Origin of the sequence: Pseudomonas sp. stari2 (assembly GCF_040760005.1) — a bacterium.
In the GTDB taxonomy this organism is placed as follows: domain Bacteria; phylum Pseudomonadota; class Gammaproteobacteria; order Pseudomonadales; family Pseudomonadaceae; genus Aquipseudomonas.
The window spans coordinates 1-16921 of sequence record NZ_CP099760.1 but is presented as its reverse complement, the minus strand read 5'-3'; the positions used below and the strand labels follow the sequence as shown (position 1 = coordinate 16921).

16 protein-coding genes are annotated in these 16921 nt (G+C 61.2%); 11 read left to right on the top strand and 5 right to left on the bottom strand.

Going from position 1 to position 16921, the window contains the following annotated elements; genetic code table 11:
- The first annotated feature begins 65 nt into the window (after positions 1-65).
- The 3 genes from NH234_RS00080 to NH234_RS00070 are packed head-to-tail and all read left to right on the top strand — an operon-like array spanning position 66 to position 3744.
- Positions 66-773, top strand: a complete 708-nt coding sequence (locus tag NH234_RS00080) for a fimbria/pilus chaperone family protein (RefSeq protein ID WP_085731390.1) — start codon at positions 66-68, stop codon at positions 771-773.
- Positions 773-3193: a fimbria/pilus outer membrane usher protein gene (locus NH234_RS00075; protein WP_367255219.1), complete on the top strand. Its 2421-nt coding sequence runs from the start codon at positions 773-775 to the stop codon at positions 3191-3193. Before NH234_RS00080 ends, NH234_RS00075 begins: the two co-directional genes overlap by 1 nt.
- A 14-nt stretch (positions 3194-3207) precedes the next feature.
- Complete coding sequence (locus NH234_RS00070; protein WP_085731392.1) at positions 3208-3744, top strand: hypothetical protein; 537 nt, start codon at positions 3208-3210, stop codon at positions 3742-3744.
- 6 nt (positions 3745-3750) lie between these two features.
- Here NH234_RS00070 and NH234_RS00065 read toward each other — a convergent pair whose 3' ends face one another.
- Entirely contained in the window at positions 3751-5178 is a 1428-nt protein-coding gene (locus NH234_RS00065) for a PLP-dependent aminotransferase family protein (protein ID WP_367255216.1), read from the bottom strand.
- 179 nt (positions 5179-5357) lie between these two features.
- Between NH234_RS00065 and NH234_RS00060 the strand changes: the two genes are divergently transcribed.
- Positions 5358-5603: a DUF1127 domain-containing protein gene (locus NH234_RS00060; RefSeq protein WP_119426800.1), complete on the top strand. Its 246-nt coding sequence runs from the start codon at positions 5358-5360 to the stop codon at positions 5601-5603.
- Between the two features lie 56 nt (positions 5604-5659).
- Here the strand turns inward: NH234_RS00060 and NH234_RS00055 are convergent, their stop codons facing one another.
- Positions 5660-6970: an NAD(P)/FAD-dependent oxidoreductase gene (locus NH234_RS00055; protein ID WP_367255214.1), complete on the bottom strand. Its 1311-nt coding sequence runs from the start codon at positions 6968-6970 to the stop codon at positions 5660-5662.
- 145 nt (positions 6971-7115) lie between these two features.
- On the opposite strand from NH234_RS00055, the gene NH234_RS00050 reads away from it, so the two are divergent.
- The gene (locus tag NH234_RS00050; RefSeq protein ID WP_007954485.1) at positions 7116-7469 is read left to right on the top strand and encodes a YkgJ family cysteine cluster protein; all 354 of its coding nucleotides are present in this window, start codon (positions 7116-7118) and stop codon (positions 7467-7469) included.
- Between the two features lie 4 nt (positions 7470-7473).
- Here the strand turns inward: NH234_RS00050 and NH234_RS00045 are convergent, their stop codons facing one another.
- On the bottom strand, positions 7474-7962 hold the full coding sequence (locus NH234_RS00045; protein ID WP_003177284.1) for an Lrp/AsnC ligand binding domain-containing protein: 489 nt from the start codon (positions 7960-7962) through the stop codon (positions 7474-7476).
- Between the two features lie 154 nt (positions 7963-8116).
- Here NH234_RS00045 and dadA point away from each other — a divergent pair, with 154 nt between their 5' ends.
- The 6 genes from dadA (at position 8117) to NH234_RS00015 (ending at position 14212) form a co-directional block, all read left to right on the top strand.
- The gene (gene dadA / locus NH234_RS00040; protein WP_367255211.1) at positions 8117-9421 is read left to right on the top strand and encodes a D-amino acid dehydrogenase; all 1305 of its coding nucleotides are present in this window, start codon (positions 8117-8119) and stop codon (positions 9419-9421) included.
- A complete protein-coding gene (locus tag NH234_RS00035) occupies positions 9393-9746 on the top strand; it encodes a RidA family protein (protein ID WP_039765240.1) in 354 nt (117 codons plus the stop codon). Before dadA ends, NH234_RS00035 begins: the two co-directional genes overlap by 29 nt.
- 96 nt (positions 9747-9842) lie before the next feature.
- Positions 9843-10916, top strand: coding sequence for an alanine racemase (gene alr / locus NH234_RS00030; protein ID WP_367257261.1), 1074 nt, complete (start codon positions 9843-9845; stop codon positions 10914-10916).
- Between the two features lie 89 nt (positions 10917-11005).
- On the top strand, positions 11006-11554 hold the full coding sequence (locus NH234_RS00025; RefSeq protein WP_003229444.1) for a cupin domain-containing protein: 549 nt from the start codon (positions 11006-11008) through the stop codon (positions 11552-11554).
- 182 nt (positions 11555-11736) lie between these two features.
- Positions 11737-12153, top strand: coding sequence for a c-type cytochrome (locus tag NH234_RS00020; protein ID WP_041071964.1), 417 nt, complete (start codon positions 11737-11739; stop codon positions 12151-12153).
- Positions 12154-12289: 136 nt separating this feature from the next.
- Positions 12290-14212 (top strand): acetyl-CoA hydrolase/transferase C-terminal domain-containing protein, encoded by a 1923-nt coding sequence (locus tag NH234_RS00015; RefSeq protein WP_367255208.1) that lies wholly within the window; start codon positions 12290-12292, stop codon positions 14210-14212.
- Between the two features lie 69 nt (positions 14213-14281).
- Here the strand turns inward: NH234_RS00015 and NH234_RS00010 are convergent, their stop codons facing one another.
- Both NH234_RS00010 and rep read right to left on the bottom strand, forming a co-directional pair.
- On the bottom strand, positions 14282-14854 hold the full coding sequence (locus NH234_RS00010) for a xanthine phosphoribosyltransferase (RefSeq protein WP_007920398.1): 573 nt from the start codon (positions 14852-14854) through the stop codon (positions 14282-14284).
- 57 nt (positions 14855-14911) lie between these two features.
- Positions 14912-16921, bottom strand: coding sequence for a DNA helicase Rep (gene rep / locus NH234_RS00005; protein WP_085731399.1), 2010 nt, complete (start codon positions 16919-16921; stop codon positions 14912-14914).

The following is a 16921-nucleotide window of genomic DNA, read 5'->3' as shown; positions in this document are numbered from 1 at the left end:
AAAACAATCGGCTGGCTCGCGGTCTGGCGTGAGTGCCGGCTGCGCGCTCGCCTGTGGACAACAATATGAATGCCTTTGTGCGCAATGCCATTGTCGGTGTGTGGCTGGTCGGTTCTTGGATGCCCGTCCTTGCCCGAGCGACGGGAATGGTTCCAGAGACGCCGGTCGTGGTACTGGACGAAGCGGTGGGTGAAGCGGGGATCAATGTACTCAATAGCGAGCCGCATCCGGCGCTGTTGCACACCACTATCGAAGATGTGCCGCAGGATACCGAGTCATTGCTGTTGCTGACGCCGCCGGTCAGTCGGGTCGAAGCCGGTGCAACCCAGCGTGTGCGGTTCATCCTGCGTAGCGCCGAGCCATTGAAAACCGAGCGTCTCAAGCGCGTGGTATTCGAAGGCATCGCGCCACAGGACTCGTCAGGCCAGGCTCAGGTCAGTCTGAGCGTGCGCCAGAATATTCCGGCGATTCTGCGCCCGGCGAACTTGCCGATTGACCGCGAGCCGTGGAGGCATTTGCGATGGACGCAAAAAGGCGTCGAAGTGCAGGTGCGCAACCCCAGTCCGTACGTCGTACGGTTGGGTCACTCTGTGATGTTACTGCCGGTGCAGCGGGAGCTGGATCTGGGGCGCACTTATCTGCTGCCCGGCGAAACACTCACGCTGAGCGGGACCGCTGAAGGGGCACCCCCGGCGACACAAGTGCGGCTGTTTCCGGTGACCACCTACGGTTTTGCGATCGCGCATTTTGATGCCCCGCTGGGGCGGGATTGATGTTTGCGCTTTGGTATGGCGGTCTCTTGTTGATGGGCACCCTTGGCTATTCGTCAAGCCATGGCGCAGAGCCGGTCAGGGTGGAATTCAATCAGGATGTGCTCAAGTCGCGTGGGCTGGATCCGCGCCTGGCTGAGTATTTCAGTCTGGCGCCGCGTTTTCGCGAGGGTGCGCAGGCGGTAACGCTATCGGTCAACGGCGTGGCGAAGGGGCGGTTACAGGTGACGTTCGATGCTGAGGGTGAATTGTGTTTTACACCGTCGCTGCTCGAGCGTGGCGGCATCAGAGACCAGGAGCACGTCGAGTCTTACGCAGAGCCGGGATGCGAGTTGTTCGCCCGGCGTTTTCCGGACTCCGTGGTACAAGCCGACCCGTCCCGTGAACTCATCGCGCTGCTGGTGCCCACCGCCGCGCTGCTGCCCGACAGTCCGCCCCGGCACAGCTTCGTCAACGGTGGTACGGCAGGGCTGTTCAATTACGACGCGTTGTTGCTCGGTAGTCGTTATGCCGGGCACTCCTCGCAGTATCGCAGCCTTAACACGGAAGTCGGCTTGAACGCGGTGGACTGGTCTTTTCGTACTCGCCAGGCCTACACCGGTTTCGATGGACAGGGGCGCGTCGATCACTTGTATGCCTACGCTTCGCACACATCCGAACACTATCGGGCCAATCTGCAGTTGGGGCAGTTGAACATGGTTTCACCACTTTTCTCCGGTGAGGCCTTCAATGGTTTCCAGGTACAGCCAGAATTGGCACTGATGGAACTGGACGAGGACAGTTCCAGTGCCAGAGTCGAGGGTATCGCCTATTCCTCCGCGCGGATCGAAGTGGCCCAGAACGGCGCGTTGATCTATACGACGGTGGTGCCTGCCGGCCCCTTCACTCTGGTGGGTTTGCCGCTGCTCAGTCAGAGCGTGGATCTGGAGGTAACGGTGCACGAAGAAGATGGCCAGCAGCGGCGCTTTCTTGTGCCTGCGTCCCGGTTGCGCGGTGCGATGCCTGGCCGGACTCCCGGCTATGCACTGGCGGCGGGCAGGGTGCGGCGATACACCGGGGATGAACGGGATGCGCCGTCGTTTGCCGCTGCCAGCAGGGACTGGCGGCTTGGCCCGCGCTGGCAGGCTACGGGCGGCGCAATGCTCGGCACGGGCTATCAGTCGCTGGGGTGGGCGATGCAAGGGGCCGTCGGTGATCGACTGGTACTGGGTGGTCGTCAGGTCATTTCCCGGGCGCAGGATCACGCGCTGTCCGGTACACAGTTGCAGTGGACGGCCAACGGGTTGCTCGATGAAGGGCTGTCGGCCAGTCTGACGCTGACACAGCAGACACAGGGTTTCCGGACGCTTTCGGATACCACTTGGGATTCGCGCAACGATCAGCCTTACCGGCGGGTGCGCAATCAATTGGCGGCGAGCCTCAGCGCCAGTAGCCCGACACTGGGCGGTTTTTCCGCCAGCTACTCGCGGTACTCCATGTTTGAGGGCATCGCGACTTCACGGGTCGCTTTCGCCTGGTCGCAGAATGTGCGCCGGGCCAATCTGACGTTGACCCTGGAGCGCGACGTTGCCGGTTACGAGGATGACGCTCGCGGTACGGCGGTCTATTTGAGTGTCGGCGTGCCGTTGGGCGCGCGTCGCACGTTGCGCGGTGATGTGCGTAATGACTCGATCAGTGGCACTCGCAGCGGTCTGCAATTCAATGAACAGCTCAGCGATACCCTGGCCTACAGCGTCGGCACCGAGCGTTCCGATGGCGGGGTGGCCGGGTATAACGGGCGGGTCAATCTGTTGCCTCGTTACAGTCAGCTGGACACGGGTTACTCGCGTAGCGGTGCCGGCGACCAGAGCTATGACGTCGGTCTGCGTGGCGGTGCGTTGCTGCATGCTGAAGGCGTGACCTTCTCGCCCTATCCATTGCGCGACACTTTTGCCTTGCTCAAGGCGGGCGACAGTGCGGGGATAAAACTCAACACACCGCGCGGCCCTGTATGGACCGACTTCGCAGGCCGTGCCGTGGCGGCCAGTTTGCCGGCCTACAGCAAGGGGCGGGTGGAGCTCGACACCGTGAGTCTTGCGCGCAATGTCGATGTGCACAACGCTTATCAAGAGGTCGAAGCCGGACGAAACGCCGTACCGCAACTGGCCTTCGACATCGTGACCACCCGGCGTGTGCTGTTGCAGGCTCACACGGCGGACAATGGTTTGCTGCGCAAAGGCGTCGGTGTGTTCGACGCACAGGGCCGGTATATCACCAGCGTGCTGGAGGACGGGCGGATTTTTCTGTCAGACGTTCAGCCCGACCTTCAATTGCACGTGTTGATGCCGGACGGTCAGCGCTGTCGTCTGGAGTTCGCCCTGAGCGAGGAGCGCGACCTCGACGCGTTGTACGAAGCTGCGCAGGCCACCTGTCGAACCGTTTGAACAAGGAAAACATCATGCATGGATTGAAACCGGGAACGTTATGCGGGTGGTTGTTGAGCACAATGAGCTTCATGGAGCCGGCGCAGGCGAACTCCGGATGCGCTGTCAGGCTTGGTCCGTCCGCCATCGATTTTGGCGCGGCCACGCGCGGGCAATTGTTGGCGCAGTCAGCGCCGGGGGATGCATTGAGTCTTGGTCTGCGTCGAGTGCAGGTCAATGTCCAATGCGAGCGACTCGGTCCGTTACGACTGGAGCTGATCGGGCCGGCAGCCGATGCCGCGCAATACCGCTTCGGTCCTGGCACTCTCAAAGTGCGCGTAGTGGCGGTGCGGGTGGACGGAAAACCGGCGCAATGGCTCAGCGAGGGAGACGGACCGGATGCGCATCTCCTGCGCCCGGGAGTCCGCCTGATACCTGCGCTCGCAGGCGTAGGTATTGAGGGCCTGAACATGGAAGTCGAGCTCGAACTGGACGCTCGAATTCCATCAGCTGCGAGCCGGGTCAGCGACCTGACTCGACTCGAGACCGAGCTGGGGTTTCGTATGCGTTGAGAGACGTCAGAGGTCGTGGCTTTCAGCCAGAAGCCTGATTGCCGTCGCGCCGACCTTGCGCACCGCGTCTTCGATCTGCGGCGTCGGTTTGGCCGCGTAGTTCATGCGCAGGCAATTGCGGTACTTGCCCGAGGCCGAAAAGATGCTGCCGACGGCAATCTGTACGCCCTGATCGTGCAGCGCACGATTCAGTTTCAGGGTATCGAAACCTTCCGGCAATTCGACCCAAAGCATGAAGCTGCCCTGCGGGCGGCTGGCGCGGGTACCGGCCGGGAAGTATCGCGTCACCCAATCGATCATCACGTCGCGATTACGCTGATATTGAGTGCGCATCCGCCGCAAATGCGGTTCGAAGTGCCCGGCTTTCAGAAACTCGGCGATGGCGATCTGCGGTTGCGGTGCGGTAGAGCCGGTGCTGATGTATTTCATGTGCAGCACCCGCTCGAGGTATCGGCCCGGCGCGACCCAACCTATACGTAGCCCCGGCGCGAGGGTCTTGGAAAACGAACTGCACAGTAAGACGCGGCCATCCTCGTCGAAGGATTTGATCGTGCGCGGACGCGGATAGGTGTAGGCCAGTTCGCCATACACGTCGTCCTCGATGATCGCCACGTCGAAGCGCTGCGCCAGCGTCAACAGCGCGCGTTTGCGCGACTCCGGCATGATGTAGCCGAGGGGGTTGTTGCAGTTGGGCGTGAGCTGGATGACCTTGATCGGCCATTGCTCCAGCGCCAGTTCCAGGGCTTCGAGGCTGATGCCGGTGAGCGGGTCGGTGGGGATTTCCAGGGCTTTCATGCCCAGCCCCTTGAGGGTCTGCATGGCGCCGTGAAAGCTTGGCGAGTCCACCGCGACGATATCGCCGGGCTCGCAGATCGCGTGAATGCTGGTGGACAGCGCTTCATGGCAACCGGTGGTGACTACCAGATCGCTGGCGCTCAACTGGCAGCCGGAATCGAGCATCAGCCGGGCGATCTGTTCGCGTAGTTCGAGGGTGCCGTGAATGTTGTCGTAATACAGACCGGGCATGTCCTGACGGCGGCTGATACGGGCCAGCCCGCGCAGCAGCGGTTTCATCGTCGGCGACGAGATGTCCGGCATACCGCGACCGAGCTGCACCACGTCCTTGCGCGGCACCGCACGAATCAGTTCCAGCACCTGATCCCACTGGGAAATCTCCACCGGACGCTGGGCCGGGCGCCCGACCGCCGGCAATTCCGGCAACTCACGACCGACCGGCACGAAGTACCCGGATTTAGGCTTTGGCGTGGCCAGGCCGCTGTCTTCCAGCATTCGATAGGCCTGCTGCACCGTGCTGAGGCTGACCCCATGTTCTACGCTCAAGGCGCGCACCGACGGCAGGCGATCACCAGGACGGTAGAAGCCTTGTTCGATGCGGGTGCCGAGCAACTCGGCGAGGTTCACATACAGGGTCATGGCACTGCCTCGATGCAGGTGATTCGAAAAACCAGTACAGATGCGGCGTAAATCGACAATTCAGTCCCGGAGACAGCAAATCTGTATGGAAATAATACAGATGTGTTGAATCTGTAATGCTTTTGTCGGCCCGCGCATCATGGAATCTCTGGCTACCCAAGTAAACAGGAGCGACAAAAATGAACGGCTTGAGCGATGTGCGGCTGACGTTACACAGTCAGGAACTGGAGGCAGGGCAACAGGACAGGGCGCGCAACGAGATGCTGCGCAACGCGCCGTCCGGCCTGAGTCGCTGGGGCCTGTTCTGGCATCGTCTGCACACGCGCAAGGCGTTGCTGGGGCTGACGCCGGAGCAGCTCAAGGATGTCGGGCTGACCCGGGAACAGGCGCTGGAGGAGGGATTGAAGCCGTTCTGGCGGATCTGAGATCTGTATCAGGATCGTTCCCACGCAGAGCGTGGGAACGATCTCACAGCGAAATCTCAGACCAGCTCTTTAAGGCGATGCCACAACATCCCCAACGCCAGTAATGGCGAGCGCAAATGCTTGCCGCCGGGGAAGGTGATGTGTGGCACTTTGGCGAACAGGTCGAAGCCACCGCTGTGCTGGCCGCTGATGGCCTCGGCCAGCAACTTGCCCGCGAGGTGCGTGGCATTCACGCCGTGACCGGAATAGGCCTGGGCGTAATACACGTTCGGCTGGTCGGCGAGCCGGCCGATCTGCGGCAGACGGTTGGCACCGATGCCGATCATCCCGCCCCACTGATAATCGATTTTCACTGACGCGAGCTGCGGGAACACTTCCAGCATCTTCGGCCGCATGTAGGCGCCGATGTCCTTCGGGTCACGCCCCGAGTAATGACAGGCGCCGCCGAACAACAGGCGACGGTCCGCCGAGAGACGATAGTAATCCAGCGCCACCCGCTGGTCGCAGACCGCCATGTTCTGCGGCAACAGGGCGTGGGCCTGTTCTTCGCTCAGTGGTTCGGTGGCGATGATGTAGCTGCCGGCCGGCAGCACCTTGCCGCTGAGTTGTGGATTCAGATTGTTGAGATAGGCATTGCAGCCAAGTACCAGGGTTTTCGCCCGCACCGAGCCTTGCGCGGTGTGCACGCGGACTTCGGGGCCGTAATCGATGCGGGTCACCGCCGATTGCTCGAACAGCTTCACCCCCGATTGCTGCGCCGCGGCGGCTTCGCCGAGTGCCAGGTTCAGCGGGTGCAAATGACCGGAACCCATGTCGATCAGGCCGCCGACGTAGCGTCTGGAGCCGACCACGGTGTGCATCTCGTTCGCCTGCAACAGACGTGTTTCATGGCGATAACCGAGGCTGCGCAGCTCTTCGGCGTCTTCGGCAAAACCTTCCAGGTCGGAGGGTTTGTTGGCGAGGTCGCAGTAACCCCAGGTCAGGTCGCAGGGGATCTGAAATTTCTCGACGCGTCGGCGGACGATTTCCACCGCTTCCAGGCCCATAAGTTTCATCTGCCGCACGCCGTCGGCGCCGATCACGTTGGCGAACTGATCGAGGCCGTGACCGACCCCGCGAATCAGTTGTCCGCCGTTGCGGCCGCTGGCGCCCCAACCGATCCGGTGGGCTTCCAGCAGCACCACGCCCAAACCCCGTTCAGCCAATTCCAGCGCGGTGTTCAGCCCGGAAAAACCGCCACCGACCACGCACACGTCGGCGATCAGTTCACCTTGCAGCACCGGATGGTCGGGTTGCGGCAGGCTGCTGGCGGCGTAGTAAGAGGCAACGTGGTGCTGGCTCGCGGAGGTGTGGGCGCGGGCATTCATGGGCGTCATCCTGAGCGGGTGTCGAGAAAATTTGACGGAGCATAAGCCGCAGGCCCGAGGCCGGGCAACATTGGTCGGCCCGTGGTGTCTGGAACACGGCTTTTGCGGCACAATTGCCGCCTATTTCGCCCCGGTTAATGCTGCAATGAGCTGCAACAGTCAGAAAATCCGCACCCTGCGTCAGCAGATTCCCACGTTCGAGTGCGTGCCGGGCTGCCATGACTGTTGCGGGCCGGTGACCACCTCACCCGAGGAAATGTCCCGCCTCCCGCGCAAGACCCGCGCCGAACAGGACGCGGCCATGGAAGAGCTCAACTGTGTGCACCTGGGGCCGAACGGCTGCACGGTGTATGACGAGCGGCCACTGATATGTCGGTTGTTCGGCACCACCCAGACCCTGCCGTGCCCCAACGGCCGGCGGCCGGTGGAGCTGATTCACCCGAGGGTCGAGAAGCAGGTGTTCGAGTACATGGCGGAAAACCGACAGGTGCTGGTCTGAGCGCTCAGTCCGGAATCGGCAGGCTCAGGCTCTCTTTCACTTCTTCCATCACGATGTAGCTCTTGGATTCGCGCACGTGGGGCAGCTTCAGCAGGATGTCGCCCAGCAGCTTGCGGTACGAGGCCATCTCGGAAATCCGCGCCTTCACCAGATAGTCGAAATCCCCTGACACCAGGTGGCATTCCAGCACGTGGGGCAATTTCAGCACCGCACGTCGGAACTCTTCGAAAGTATCGCCGGATTTGTAGTCGAGACTGATCTCGACGAACACCAGCAGACTACCCTTCAAGTGCTGCGGATTCAGGCGGGCGTTGTAGCCCATGATGATCCCCTCACGCTCCAGGCGTCGCACCCGCTCGGTGCACGGTGTGGTGGAGAGCCCGACCTTCTCGCCCAGTTCAGTGAATGAAATCCGCCCGTCCGCCTGCAGGATCCGCAAGATGTTGCGGTCGATCTTGTCCAGCTCACGTTTGGTCTGAGTGTTGGTACGCATAGGGGATGCGCCTCCGTGAAAAGGGTTTTTGCCGAGAATTGTCGCCAAATATAGGCGCTTATACAGTGAAAAGCACTGGCGAATCTTTTTTACACTGCGCGCATCATTGCTCTAACAACAGACGTACGCGGCACGCCGCGAGAGGGATACAAAAATGCGCGTTATGGTCTTGGGTAGCGGCGTCATCGGTACCGCCAGTGCTTACTATCTGGCCCGTGCCGGGTTTGAAGTGGTGGTGGTCGATCGGCAGCCAGCCGCGGCCATGGAGACCAGCTTCGCCAACGCAGGCCAGGTCTCGCCGGGCTATGCCTCGCCGTGGGCTGCGCCGGGCGTTCCCCTCAAGGCCATCAAATGGCTGCTGCAACGCCACGCGCCGCTGGCGATCAAGGCCACCGCCGACATCGACCAATACCTGTGGATGGCGCAGATGCTGCGCAACTGCACCGCCAACCGTTACGCGGTGAACAAGGAGCGCATGGTGCGTCTGTCCGAGTACAGCCGCGACTGCCTCGACGAATTGCGCGCCGAAACCGGCATTGCCTACGAAGGCCGCAGCCTGGGCACCACCCAGCTGTTCCGCACTCAGGCCCAGCTTGATGGCGCCGCCAAGGACATCGCCGTCCTGAAAGAATCCGGTGTGCCGTTCGAAGTGCTTGACCGCGCCGGTATTGCCCGCGTCGAGCCGGCCCTGGCCAGCGTCACCGATATCCTCGCCGGTGCCCTGCGTCTGCCGAACGACCAGACCGGCGACTGCCAGATCTTCACCACCCGCCTCGCCGAAATGGCCGTGAATCTGGGTGTGGAATTCCGCTTCGGCCAGGACATCCAGCGCCTCGACTTCGCCGGTGACCGCATCAACGGCGTGTGGATCGACGGCAAGCTGGAAACCGCCGACCGCTACGTGCTGGCCCTCGGCAGCTACTCGCCGCAACTGCTCAAGCCGCTGGGTATCAAGGCCCCGGTTTACCCGCTCAAGGGTTACTCGCTGACCGTGCCGATCACCAACCCGGCCATGGCCCCGACTTCGACCATTCTCGATGAGACCTACAAGGTCGCGATCACCCGTTTCGACAACCGCATCCGCGTCGGCGGCATGGCGGAGATCGCCGGTTTTGACCTCTCGCTGAACCCGCGTCGGCGCGAAACCCTGGAGATGATCGTCAACGACCTTTATCCTCAGGGCGGTAATCTGGCCGAGGCGAGTTTCTGGACCGGCCTGCGTCCAACCACGCCGGACGGCACTCCGATTGTCGGCGCCACCCCGTTCAAGAACCTGTTTTTGAACACCGGTCACGGCACGCTCGGGTGGACCATGGCATGCGGTTCCGGTCGCTTGCTGGCTGACCTGATGGCGAAGAAAAAGCCGCAGATCAGCGCCGAAGGCCTCGATATTTCCCGTTATGGCAACAAGATCCAGGAGTCCGCAAAGCATGGCAATCCAGCGCCAGCTCACCAATGAGCGCATGAGTCAGATCGTCAGCCACAACGGTACGGTGTATCTGTCCGGGCAGGTCGGCGATGACTTCAACGCCGGGGTCGAACAACAGACCCGCGACGTACTCGCCAATATCGAGCGTCTGCTGGACCTGGCCGGCACCGATAAACAGCATCTGCTGTCGGCAACGATCTACCTGAACGACATCGAGGCGCACTTTGCCGGCATGAATTCGGTGTGGGATCAGTGGCTGCCCAAAGGTGCAGCACCGGCCCGTGCCACTGTCGAAGCGAAGATGGCCAAGCCGAGCATTCTGGTGGAAATCTCTATCGTTGCCGCGCTGCCGTAACCTTGTTGTAAAGATCCCTCTCCCGGTACTGTTGGCGGTTCACGCCGCCAGCCAGCGCCGGTTTTTATTCCCATGACCGCCAAGAAGTCTGCTGCCATGCGTCCTGCCCGTGCCCTGATCGATCTAGAAGCCCTGCGTCACAACTACCGTCTCGCCCGTGAAGTGACCGGTGCCAAGGCACTGGCGGTGATCAAGGCCGATGCCTACGGTCATGGCGCTGTGCGCTGCGCCCAGGCGTTGGAGGTCGAAGCGGATGGCTTTGCTGTAGCGTGCATCGAAGAAGCCCTGGAGTTGCGTGCCGCCGGGATTCGTGCGCCGGTGCTGTTGCTTGAAGGCTTTTTCGAGGCCGATGAGCTGGCGCTGATCGTCGAGCATGATTTCTGGTGCGTGGTGCATTCGCTGTGGCAGCTCGAAGCGATCGAGCAGGCGTCCCTGAGTAAACCGATCACCGTATGGCTGAAGCTTGATTCGGGCATGCACCGCGTTGGCTTGCATCCGAAGGATTATCCGGCGGCTTACCAGCGTTTGCTGGCCAGCGGCAAAGTGGCGAAAGTCGTGCTGATGAGCCACTTCGCCCGGGCCGATGAACTGCATGAGCAGAGCAGTGCCGATCAGGTTGCCGTATTCGAGGCTGCGCGTCAGGGCCTGGCGGCCGAAGTCAGCCTGCGCAACTCGCCGGCGGTGCTGGGCTGGCCGCAGATTCACAGCGACTGGGTGCGCCCGGGCATCATGCTCTACGGCGCCACCCCGTTCGAAGAAGCCAACGCCGTGGCCGAGCGCCTGCAACCGGTGATGACCCTGGAATCGAAAGTCATCAGTGTGCGCGAACTGCCGGCCGGCGAACCGGTGGGTTACGGCGCAAAATTCATCACCGACAAACCGATGCGCATCGGCGTGGTCGCCATGGGTTACGCCGACGGTTATCCGCGCCAGGCGCCGACCGGCACCCCGGTGCTGGTGGCCGGCAAACGCAGCCGCATTCTTGGCCGCGTGTCGATGGACATGCTCTGCATCGACCTGACCGACGTGCCGCAAGCAGGTCTGGGTTCGACCGTCGAGCTGTGGGGCAAGAACATCCTCGCCAGCGACGTGGCGAAGTGGGCGGACACCATTCCGTACCAGATTTTCTGCAACCTGCGTCGGGTGCCAAGGCTCTATTCCGAGGGTTGAAGCCAGGGCCGGGCCCAAGTGTTGTAAATACTGAACGCTGTCGCCATGATAACGCTCAATATTTCTACAACACTCAGGAGGCCCAAGCCTTGGACGTCGGTGAACGACTGCAATCGATCCGCAAGCTCAAAGGGCTTTCCCAGCGTGAACTCGCCAAGCGCGCGGGCGTCACCAACAGCACCATATCGATGATCGAAAAGAATAGCGTCAGCCCTTCGATCAGTTCGTTGAGGAAAGTGCTGGGCGGGATTCCCATGTCCATGGTCGAGTTCTTTTCCGAAGAAATCCTCCAGGAAAAACCGACTCAGATCGTCTACAAGGCCAACGAGCTGATCGACATTTCCGACGGCGCCGTGACCATGAAACTGGTCGGCCGTGCCCACCCGAGTCGGGCCATCGCGTTTCTCAACGAAATCTATCCGCCGGGCGCCGACACTGGCGAAGAAATGCTCACCCATGAAGGCGAGGAAACCGGGATTCTGGTGGAAGGGCGTCTGGAACTGGTGGTGGGCCTTGAAACTTTTATTCTCGAAGCCGGCGACAGCTACTACTTTGAAAGTACCAAGCCGCATCGATTCCGTAATCCGTTTGACGCACCGGCGCGACTAATCAGCGCAGCCACGCCGGCGAATTTTTAAACCGAGAGACGCCAGGCCACTGCGGCAAAGGTGTCCGAACTGTTTGACCGATGCGCAACAAGACCCCTTTAACTTTGGGGTTGTTTCAGTGTGGCGGGCTACCCGCTATACTTGCGCCCGCCTGCGAACCGTGGCCGCAGGCGTGAATAGCCACCATTGAGGGTGAACGCGTGAATCTAATTATGAAAATGCTGGCTGCACCAGCAACCGTACTGGCCCTCTGGGCTGTCAGCGCTCAAGCTGCGACGAATGACGACATTGCCAAACGCCTCGAGCCTGTCGGCCAGGTGTGTGTTCAAGGGCAAGAGTGCAAGGGGATGGAAGTCGCTGCTTCGGCAGGCGGCGGTGGTGGCGCCAAGACGCCGGACGAAGTGATTGCCAAACATTGCAACGCTTGCCACGGCACCGGCCTGCTGGGTGCGCCGAAAATCGGTGACACAGCGGCCTGGAAAGACCGCGCCGATCATCAGGGCGGCCTCGACGGCATCCTCGCCAAGGCGATTACCGGTATCAACTCCATGCCGCCGAAAGGCACCTGCGCCGACTGCTCGGATGACGAGCTGAAGGGTGCGATCCAGAAAATGTCCGGCCTGAAATAAGCCGCGCTTCTGACGAAAAAAACCGTCTTCGGACGGTTTTTTTGTGCCTGCGATTCAGGCTCGAGGCTGTTCATTGCAGCAAACAACCGGCAATCTCGGTCGTACCCCTATTCACGGAACGGGCAGGAGGCTTCAGATGGTGCAGTTGTGTTCGATCGAACAGGCAGTGGACGACGTACTGGCGCGGTTGCCGGCGCATATCCACATGGGCTTGCCGCTGGGGCTGGGAAAACCCAATCCCTTCGTCAACGCGCTGTACCGGCGGCTGGCCGGATTGCCCGAACGGCAACTGACGATCTACACCGCGCTGTGTCTCGGCCGTCCAGCGTTGGGGGACGGTTTGCAGAAGCGCTTCATCGAGCCCTTCGTCGAACGGGTGTTCGGTGATTACCCGGAGCTGGAATTCCTCGCCGACCTGCGCCGCGACAGCCTGCCGGGCAACATCCGCATCGAACAGTTCTTCATGCAGCCCGGCAGCCTGCTCAACAGCGCGCCGGCTCAGCAGGACTACGTCAGCAGCAACTACAGCCATGCCGCTCGCGACATCAACGCCGCCGGGTTGAACCTGGTGGCGCAGTTGCTCGCCAGCAGCAGCGAACATCCCGATCGCGTGAGCCTGAGCTGCAACCCGGACATCACCCTCGACCTGTTCCCGATGATCGCCAAACGTCGGGCAGCGGGGGAGACCATTCTGCTGGTCGGTCAGGTGCACACCGAGCTGCCGTACATGCCGGGCGATGCCGAAGTCGACATCGATACTTTCGACCTGCTGATCGACGAGAAGGACAGCAGCACGCTGTTTTCCACACCGAACATGCCCGTCGGCTTTCAGGATCATTTCATCGGTCTGCACGCCAGTACGCTGGTGCGCGACGGCGGCACCTTGCAGATCGGCATCGGCTCGATGGGCGATGCCCTGACCGCTGCGTTGCTGGCGCGGCAGGCCGACAATGCCGGCTACCGTGAGTTGCTGGCCGATGTGAACCTCAGCCAGTGGGCGCAACTGATCGAACGCGAAGGCGGGGTCGAGCCATTCGCCAAAGGGCTTTACGGTTGCAGCGAAATGTTCGTCAACGGCCTGCTGGTGCTGGCGGACGCCGGGATCATCCGGCGCAAGGTCTACCCGGACGTGCAGACCCAGGAACAGGCCAATGCCGGTACCCTCGACGAGGCGGCGCAAACCGACGGTATTTCGGTGCACGGCGGCTTCTTCCTCGGGCCGCGCAGTTTCTATGAGCGACTGCGTGAGCTGCCCCACAGTAAACGCCTTGAATTCAACATGACTCGCATCAGTTACATCAACGAGCTGTACGGTCAGGAAGAACTCAAACGCCTGCAACGCATTGATGCGCGATTCATCAACACCGCATTCACCATGACCCTGCTCGGGGCCGGGGTGTCCGATCAGTTACAGGATGGCCGGGTGCTCAGCGGCGTCGGCGGGCAATACAACTTCGTCGCCCAGGGCCATGCGCTGCACGATGCGCGATCGATTTTGCTGCTACGCAGCTGGCGCGAATCCGGCGGCGATGTCAGTTCGAACATTGTCTGGGAATATGGCCATTGCACGATTCCCCGGCACCTGCGCGACATCGTGGTCACCGAGTACGGCATCGCCGATCTGCGCGGCAAGTCGGATGCGGTTGTGATCGAAGCGTTGCTCAATATCAGCGACTCACGCTTCCAGCAGGGCTTGATCGAGCAGGCGCAGAAGGTCGGCAAGCTGCCGAAGGATTTCCGTCTCGATCCGCGCTTTACCGACAACACCCCGCACCGCTTGCAGGCGATTGCCGCACGGCATCCGAACCTGTTTCCGGAGTATCCGCTGGGCTGCGATTTCACTGAGGTCGAGAAGGATCTACTGCGGGCGCTGAACTGGCTGAAGAGCAAGTTCAAGCTGACGGAGATTCTGGAGTTGGGCAAGGCCGCGCTGGATGCGCCGGATGCGGTGTTGTACCCGGAGCACTTGGCGCGCATGCAGCTCACTGATCCGGAAGGTCTGAAGGAAGACCTGTTTCAGCGGTTGCTGCTCACTGGGCTGAAGGCCACTGCGCAATAACTGTCCATCCCAAAACCAACTGTGGGAGCCAGCAAACTGGCTCCCACAGAAGTCCTGCGGTGTTGCGGGTTACTCGATGAAAGTCACCACGCCATCCTTCAGCGACTTCACGCGAGCCAGCGACTCGACGCGGTAACCCTGGGAATCCAGCTCTGCACGGCCGCCCTGGAACGACTTCTCGATCACGATGCCCAGGCCCGCCACGGTGGCGCCGGCCTGCTTGATGATCGAAATCAGCGCCTGGGACGCCTTACCGTTGGCCAGGAAGTCGTCGATGATCAGCACGCGGTCGCTGCTGGTCAGGTGACGCGGGGAAATGGCCACGGTGCTTTCGGTTTTCTTGGTGAACGAGTAAACGGTCGCCGACAGCAGGTTTTCAGTCAGGGTCAGGGACTGTTGCTTGCGGGCGAAGATCACCGGCACGCCGAGATTCAGACCGGTCATGATCGCCGGGGCGATGCCCGAGGCTTCGATGGTGACGATCTTGGTGATGCCGGAATCCTTGAACAGCGAGGCGAATTCGTCGCCGATCAGCTTCATCAGGGCCGGGTCGATCTGGTGGTTCAGGAAGGCGTCGACCTTCAGGACCTGGTCGGAAAGCACGATGCCTTGTTCGCGGATTTTCTGGTGCAATGCTTCCATGAAGCTGTCCTCATTTGACGCTTTGTGCGCCGAAGGTCTAGTAAAAAGTGGTCAATTCTAGCGCTTTAACATCGCGCGTATATCAGCCAATGCGCTATTGCCCCGCACGGCTTTGACTTCGGTCGGTGTGTCGTCGTTGCCTTCCCAGGCCAGGTCGTCCGGCGGCAGCTCATCGAGGAAGCGACTTGGCGCGCAGTCGATGATCTCGCCGTACTGTTTGCGCTTGGCGGCGAAGGTAAATGCCAGGGTCTGGCGCGCGCGGGTAATGCCCACGTAGGCCAGGCGGCGTTCTTCTTCGATGGTGTCGGCTTCGATGCTGGAGCGGTGCGGGAGGATTTCCTCTTCCATGCCCATGATGAACACGTAAGGGAACTCCAGACCCTTGGACGCATGCAGAGTCATCATCTGCACGCCTTCGGCGCCGTCCTCTTCTTCCTGCTGACGTTCGAGCATGTCGCGCAGAACGAGTTTGCCGATGGCGTCCTCGACGGTCATTTCGCCGTCTTCGTCTTTTTCCAGGGTGTTCTTCAAGGCTTCGATCAGGAACCAGACGTTGCTCATCCGGTAGTCCGCGGCCTTGTCGCTGGAGCTGTTGGTGCGCAGCCAGTTCTCGTAGTCGATGTCCATGACCATGCTGCGCAGCGCCGAAATCGGGTCTTCGCCGGCGCACTGCTCGCGCACCTTGTCCATGAAACGCTTGAAGCGCGACAGGCGATCGGTGAAGCGGCTGTCCAGATGCTCGCCCAGGCCGAGTTCATCGGTGGCGGCGTACATCGAGATCTTGCGTTCGGTGGCGTAGTTGCCGAGTTTTTCCAGGGTCGTCGAGCCGATTTCGCGGCGCGGCACATTGATCACGCGCAGGAAGGCGTTGTCGTCGTCCGGGTTCACGATCAGGCGGAAGTAGGCCATCAGGTCTTTGACTTCCTGACGCCCGAAGAAGCTGTTGCCGCCGCTCAAACGGTACGGCACCTGGTGGTGCTGCAGTTTCAGCTCGATCAGCTTGGCCTGGTAGTTGCCGCGATAGAGGATCGCGAAATCGCTGTACGGGCGGTCGGTGCGCAAGTGCAGGCTGAGGATTTCCATGGCCACGCGCTCGGCTTCGGCGTCCTCGTTGCGGCAGCGGATCACGCGGATCTCGTCACCGTGGCCCATCTCACTCCACAGCTGCTTTTCGAATTCGTGGGGGTTGTTCGAAATCAGGACGTTTGCACAGCGCAGGATGCGGCTGGTGGAGCGGTAGTTCTGCTCCAGCATCACCACTTTCAGGGACGGATAGTCGTCCTTGAGCAGCATCAGGTTTTCCGGCCGCGCACCGCGCCAGGCGTAGATCGACTGGTCGTCGTCGCCCACCACGGTGAACTGGTTGCGTTTGCCGATGAGCATTTTCACCAGCAGATACTGGCTGGCGTTGGTGTCCTGGTATTCGTCCACCAGCAGGTAACGCACCTTGTTCTGCCACTTCTCGAGGATGTCGGCGTGCTCTTCGAAGAGCTTCACCGGCAGCAGGATCAGGTCGTCGAAGTCCACTGCGTTGAACGCCTTGAGCGTGCGCTGGTAGTGGGTGTAGACGATGGCAGCGGTCTGTTCCTTGGGATTGCGGGCGTTTTCCAGGGCTTCAGCCGGCAGGATCAGGTCGTTTTTCCAGGCGCCGATCATGTTCTTGATCTCGTCGACGCCGTCGTCGCCCGCGTATTCCTTCTGCATGATGTCAGTCATCAGGGACTTGACGTCGGTTTCGTCGAAGATCGAGAAACCGGGTTTGTAGCCCAGCCGTTCATGTTCCTTGCGGATGATGTTCAGGCCCAGGTTGTGGAAGGTGCAGACCGTCAGGCCACGACCTTCGCCGGCACGCAGCAGGGTGCCGACCCGTTCCTTCATCTCGCGCGCGGCCTTGTTGGTGAAGGTCATGGCGACGATGTACTGGGCACGGATGCCGCAGTTCTGGATCAGGTGCGCAATCTTGCGCGTGATCACGCTGGTCTTGCCGGAGCCAGCACCGGCGAGCACCAATAGAGGGCCGCCGACGTAGTTCACGGCTTCTTGCTGCCGGGGATTGAGTCGGGACAT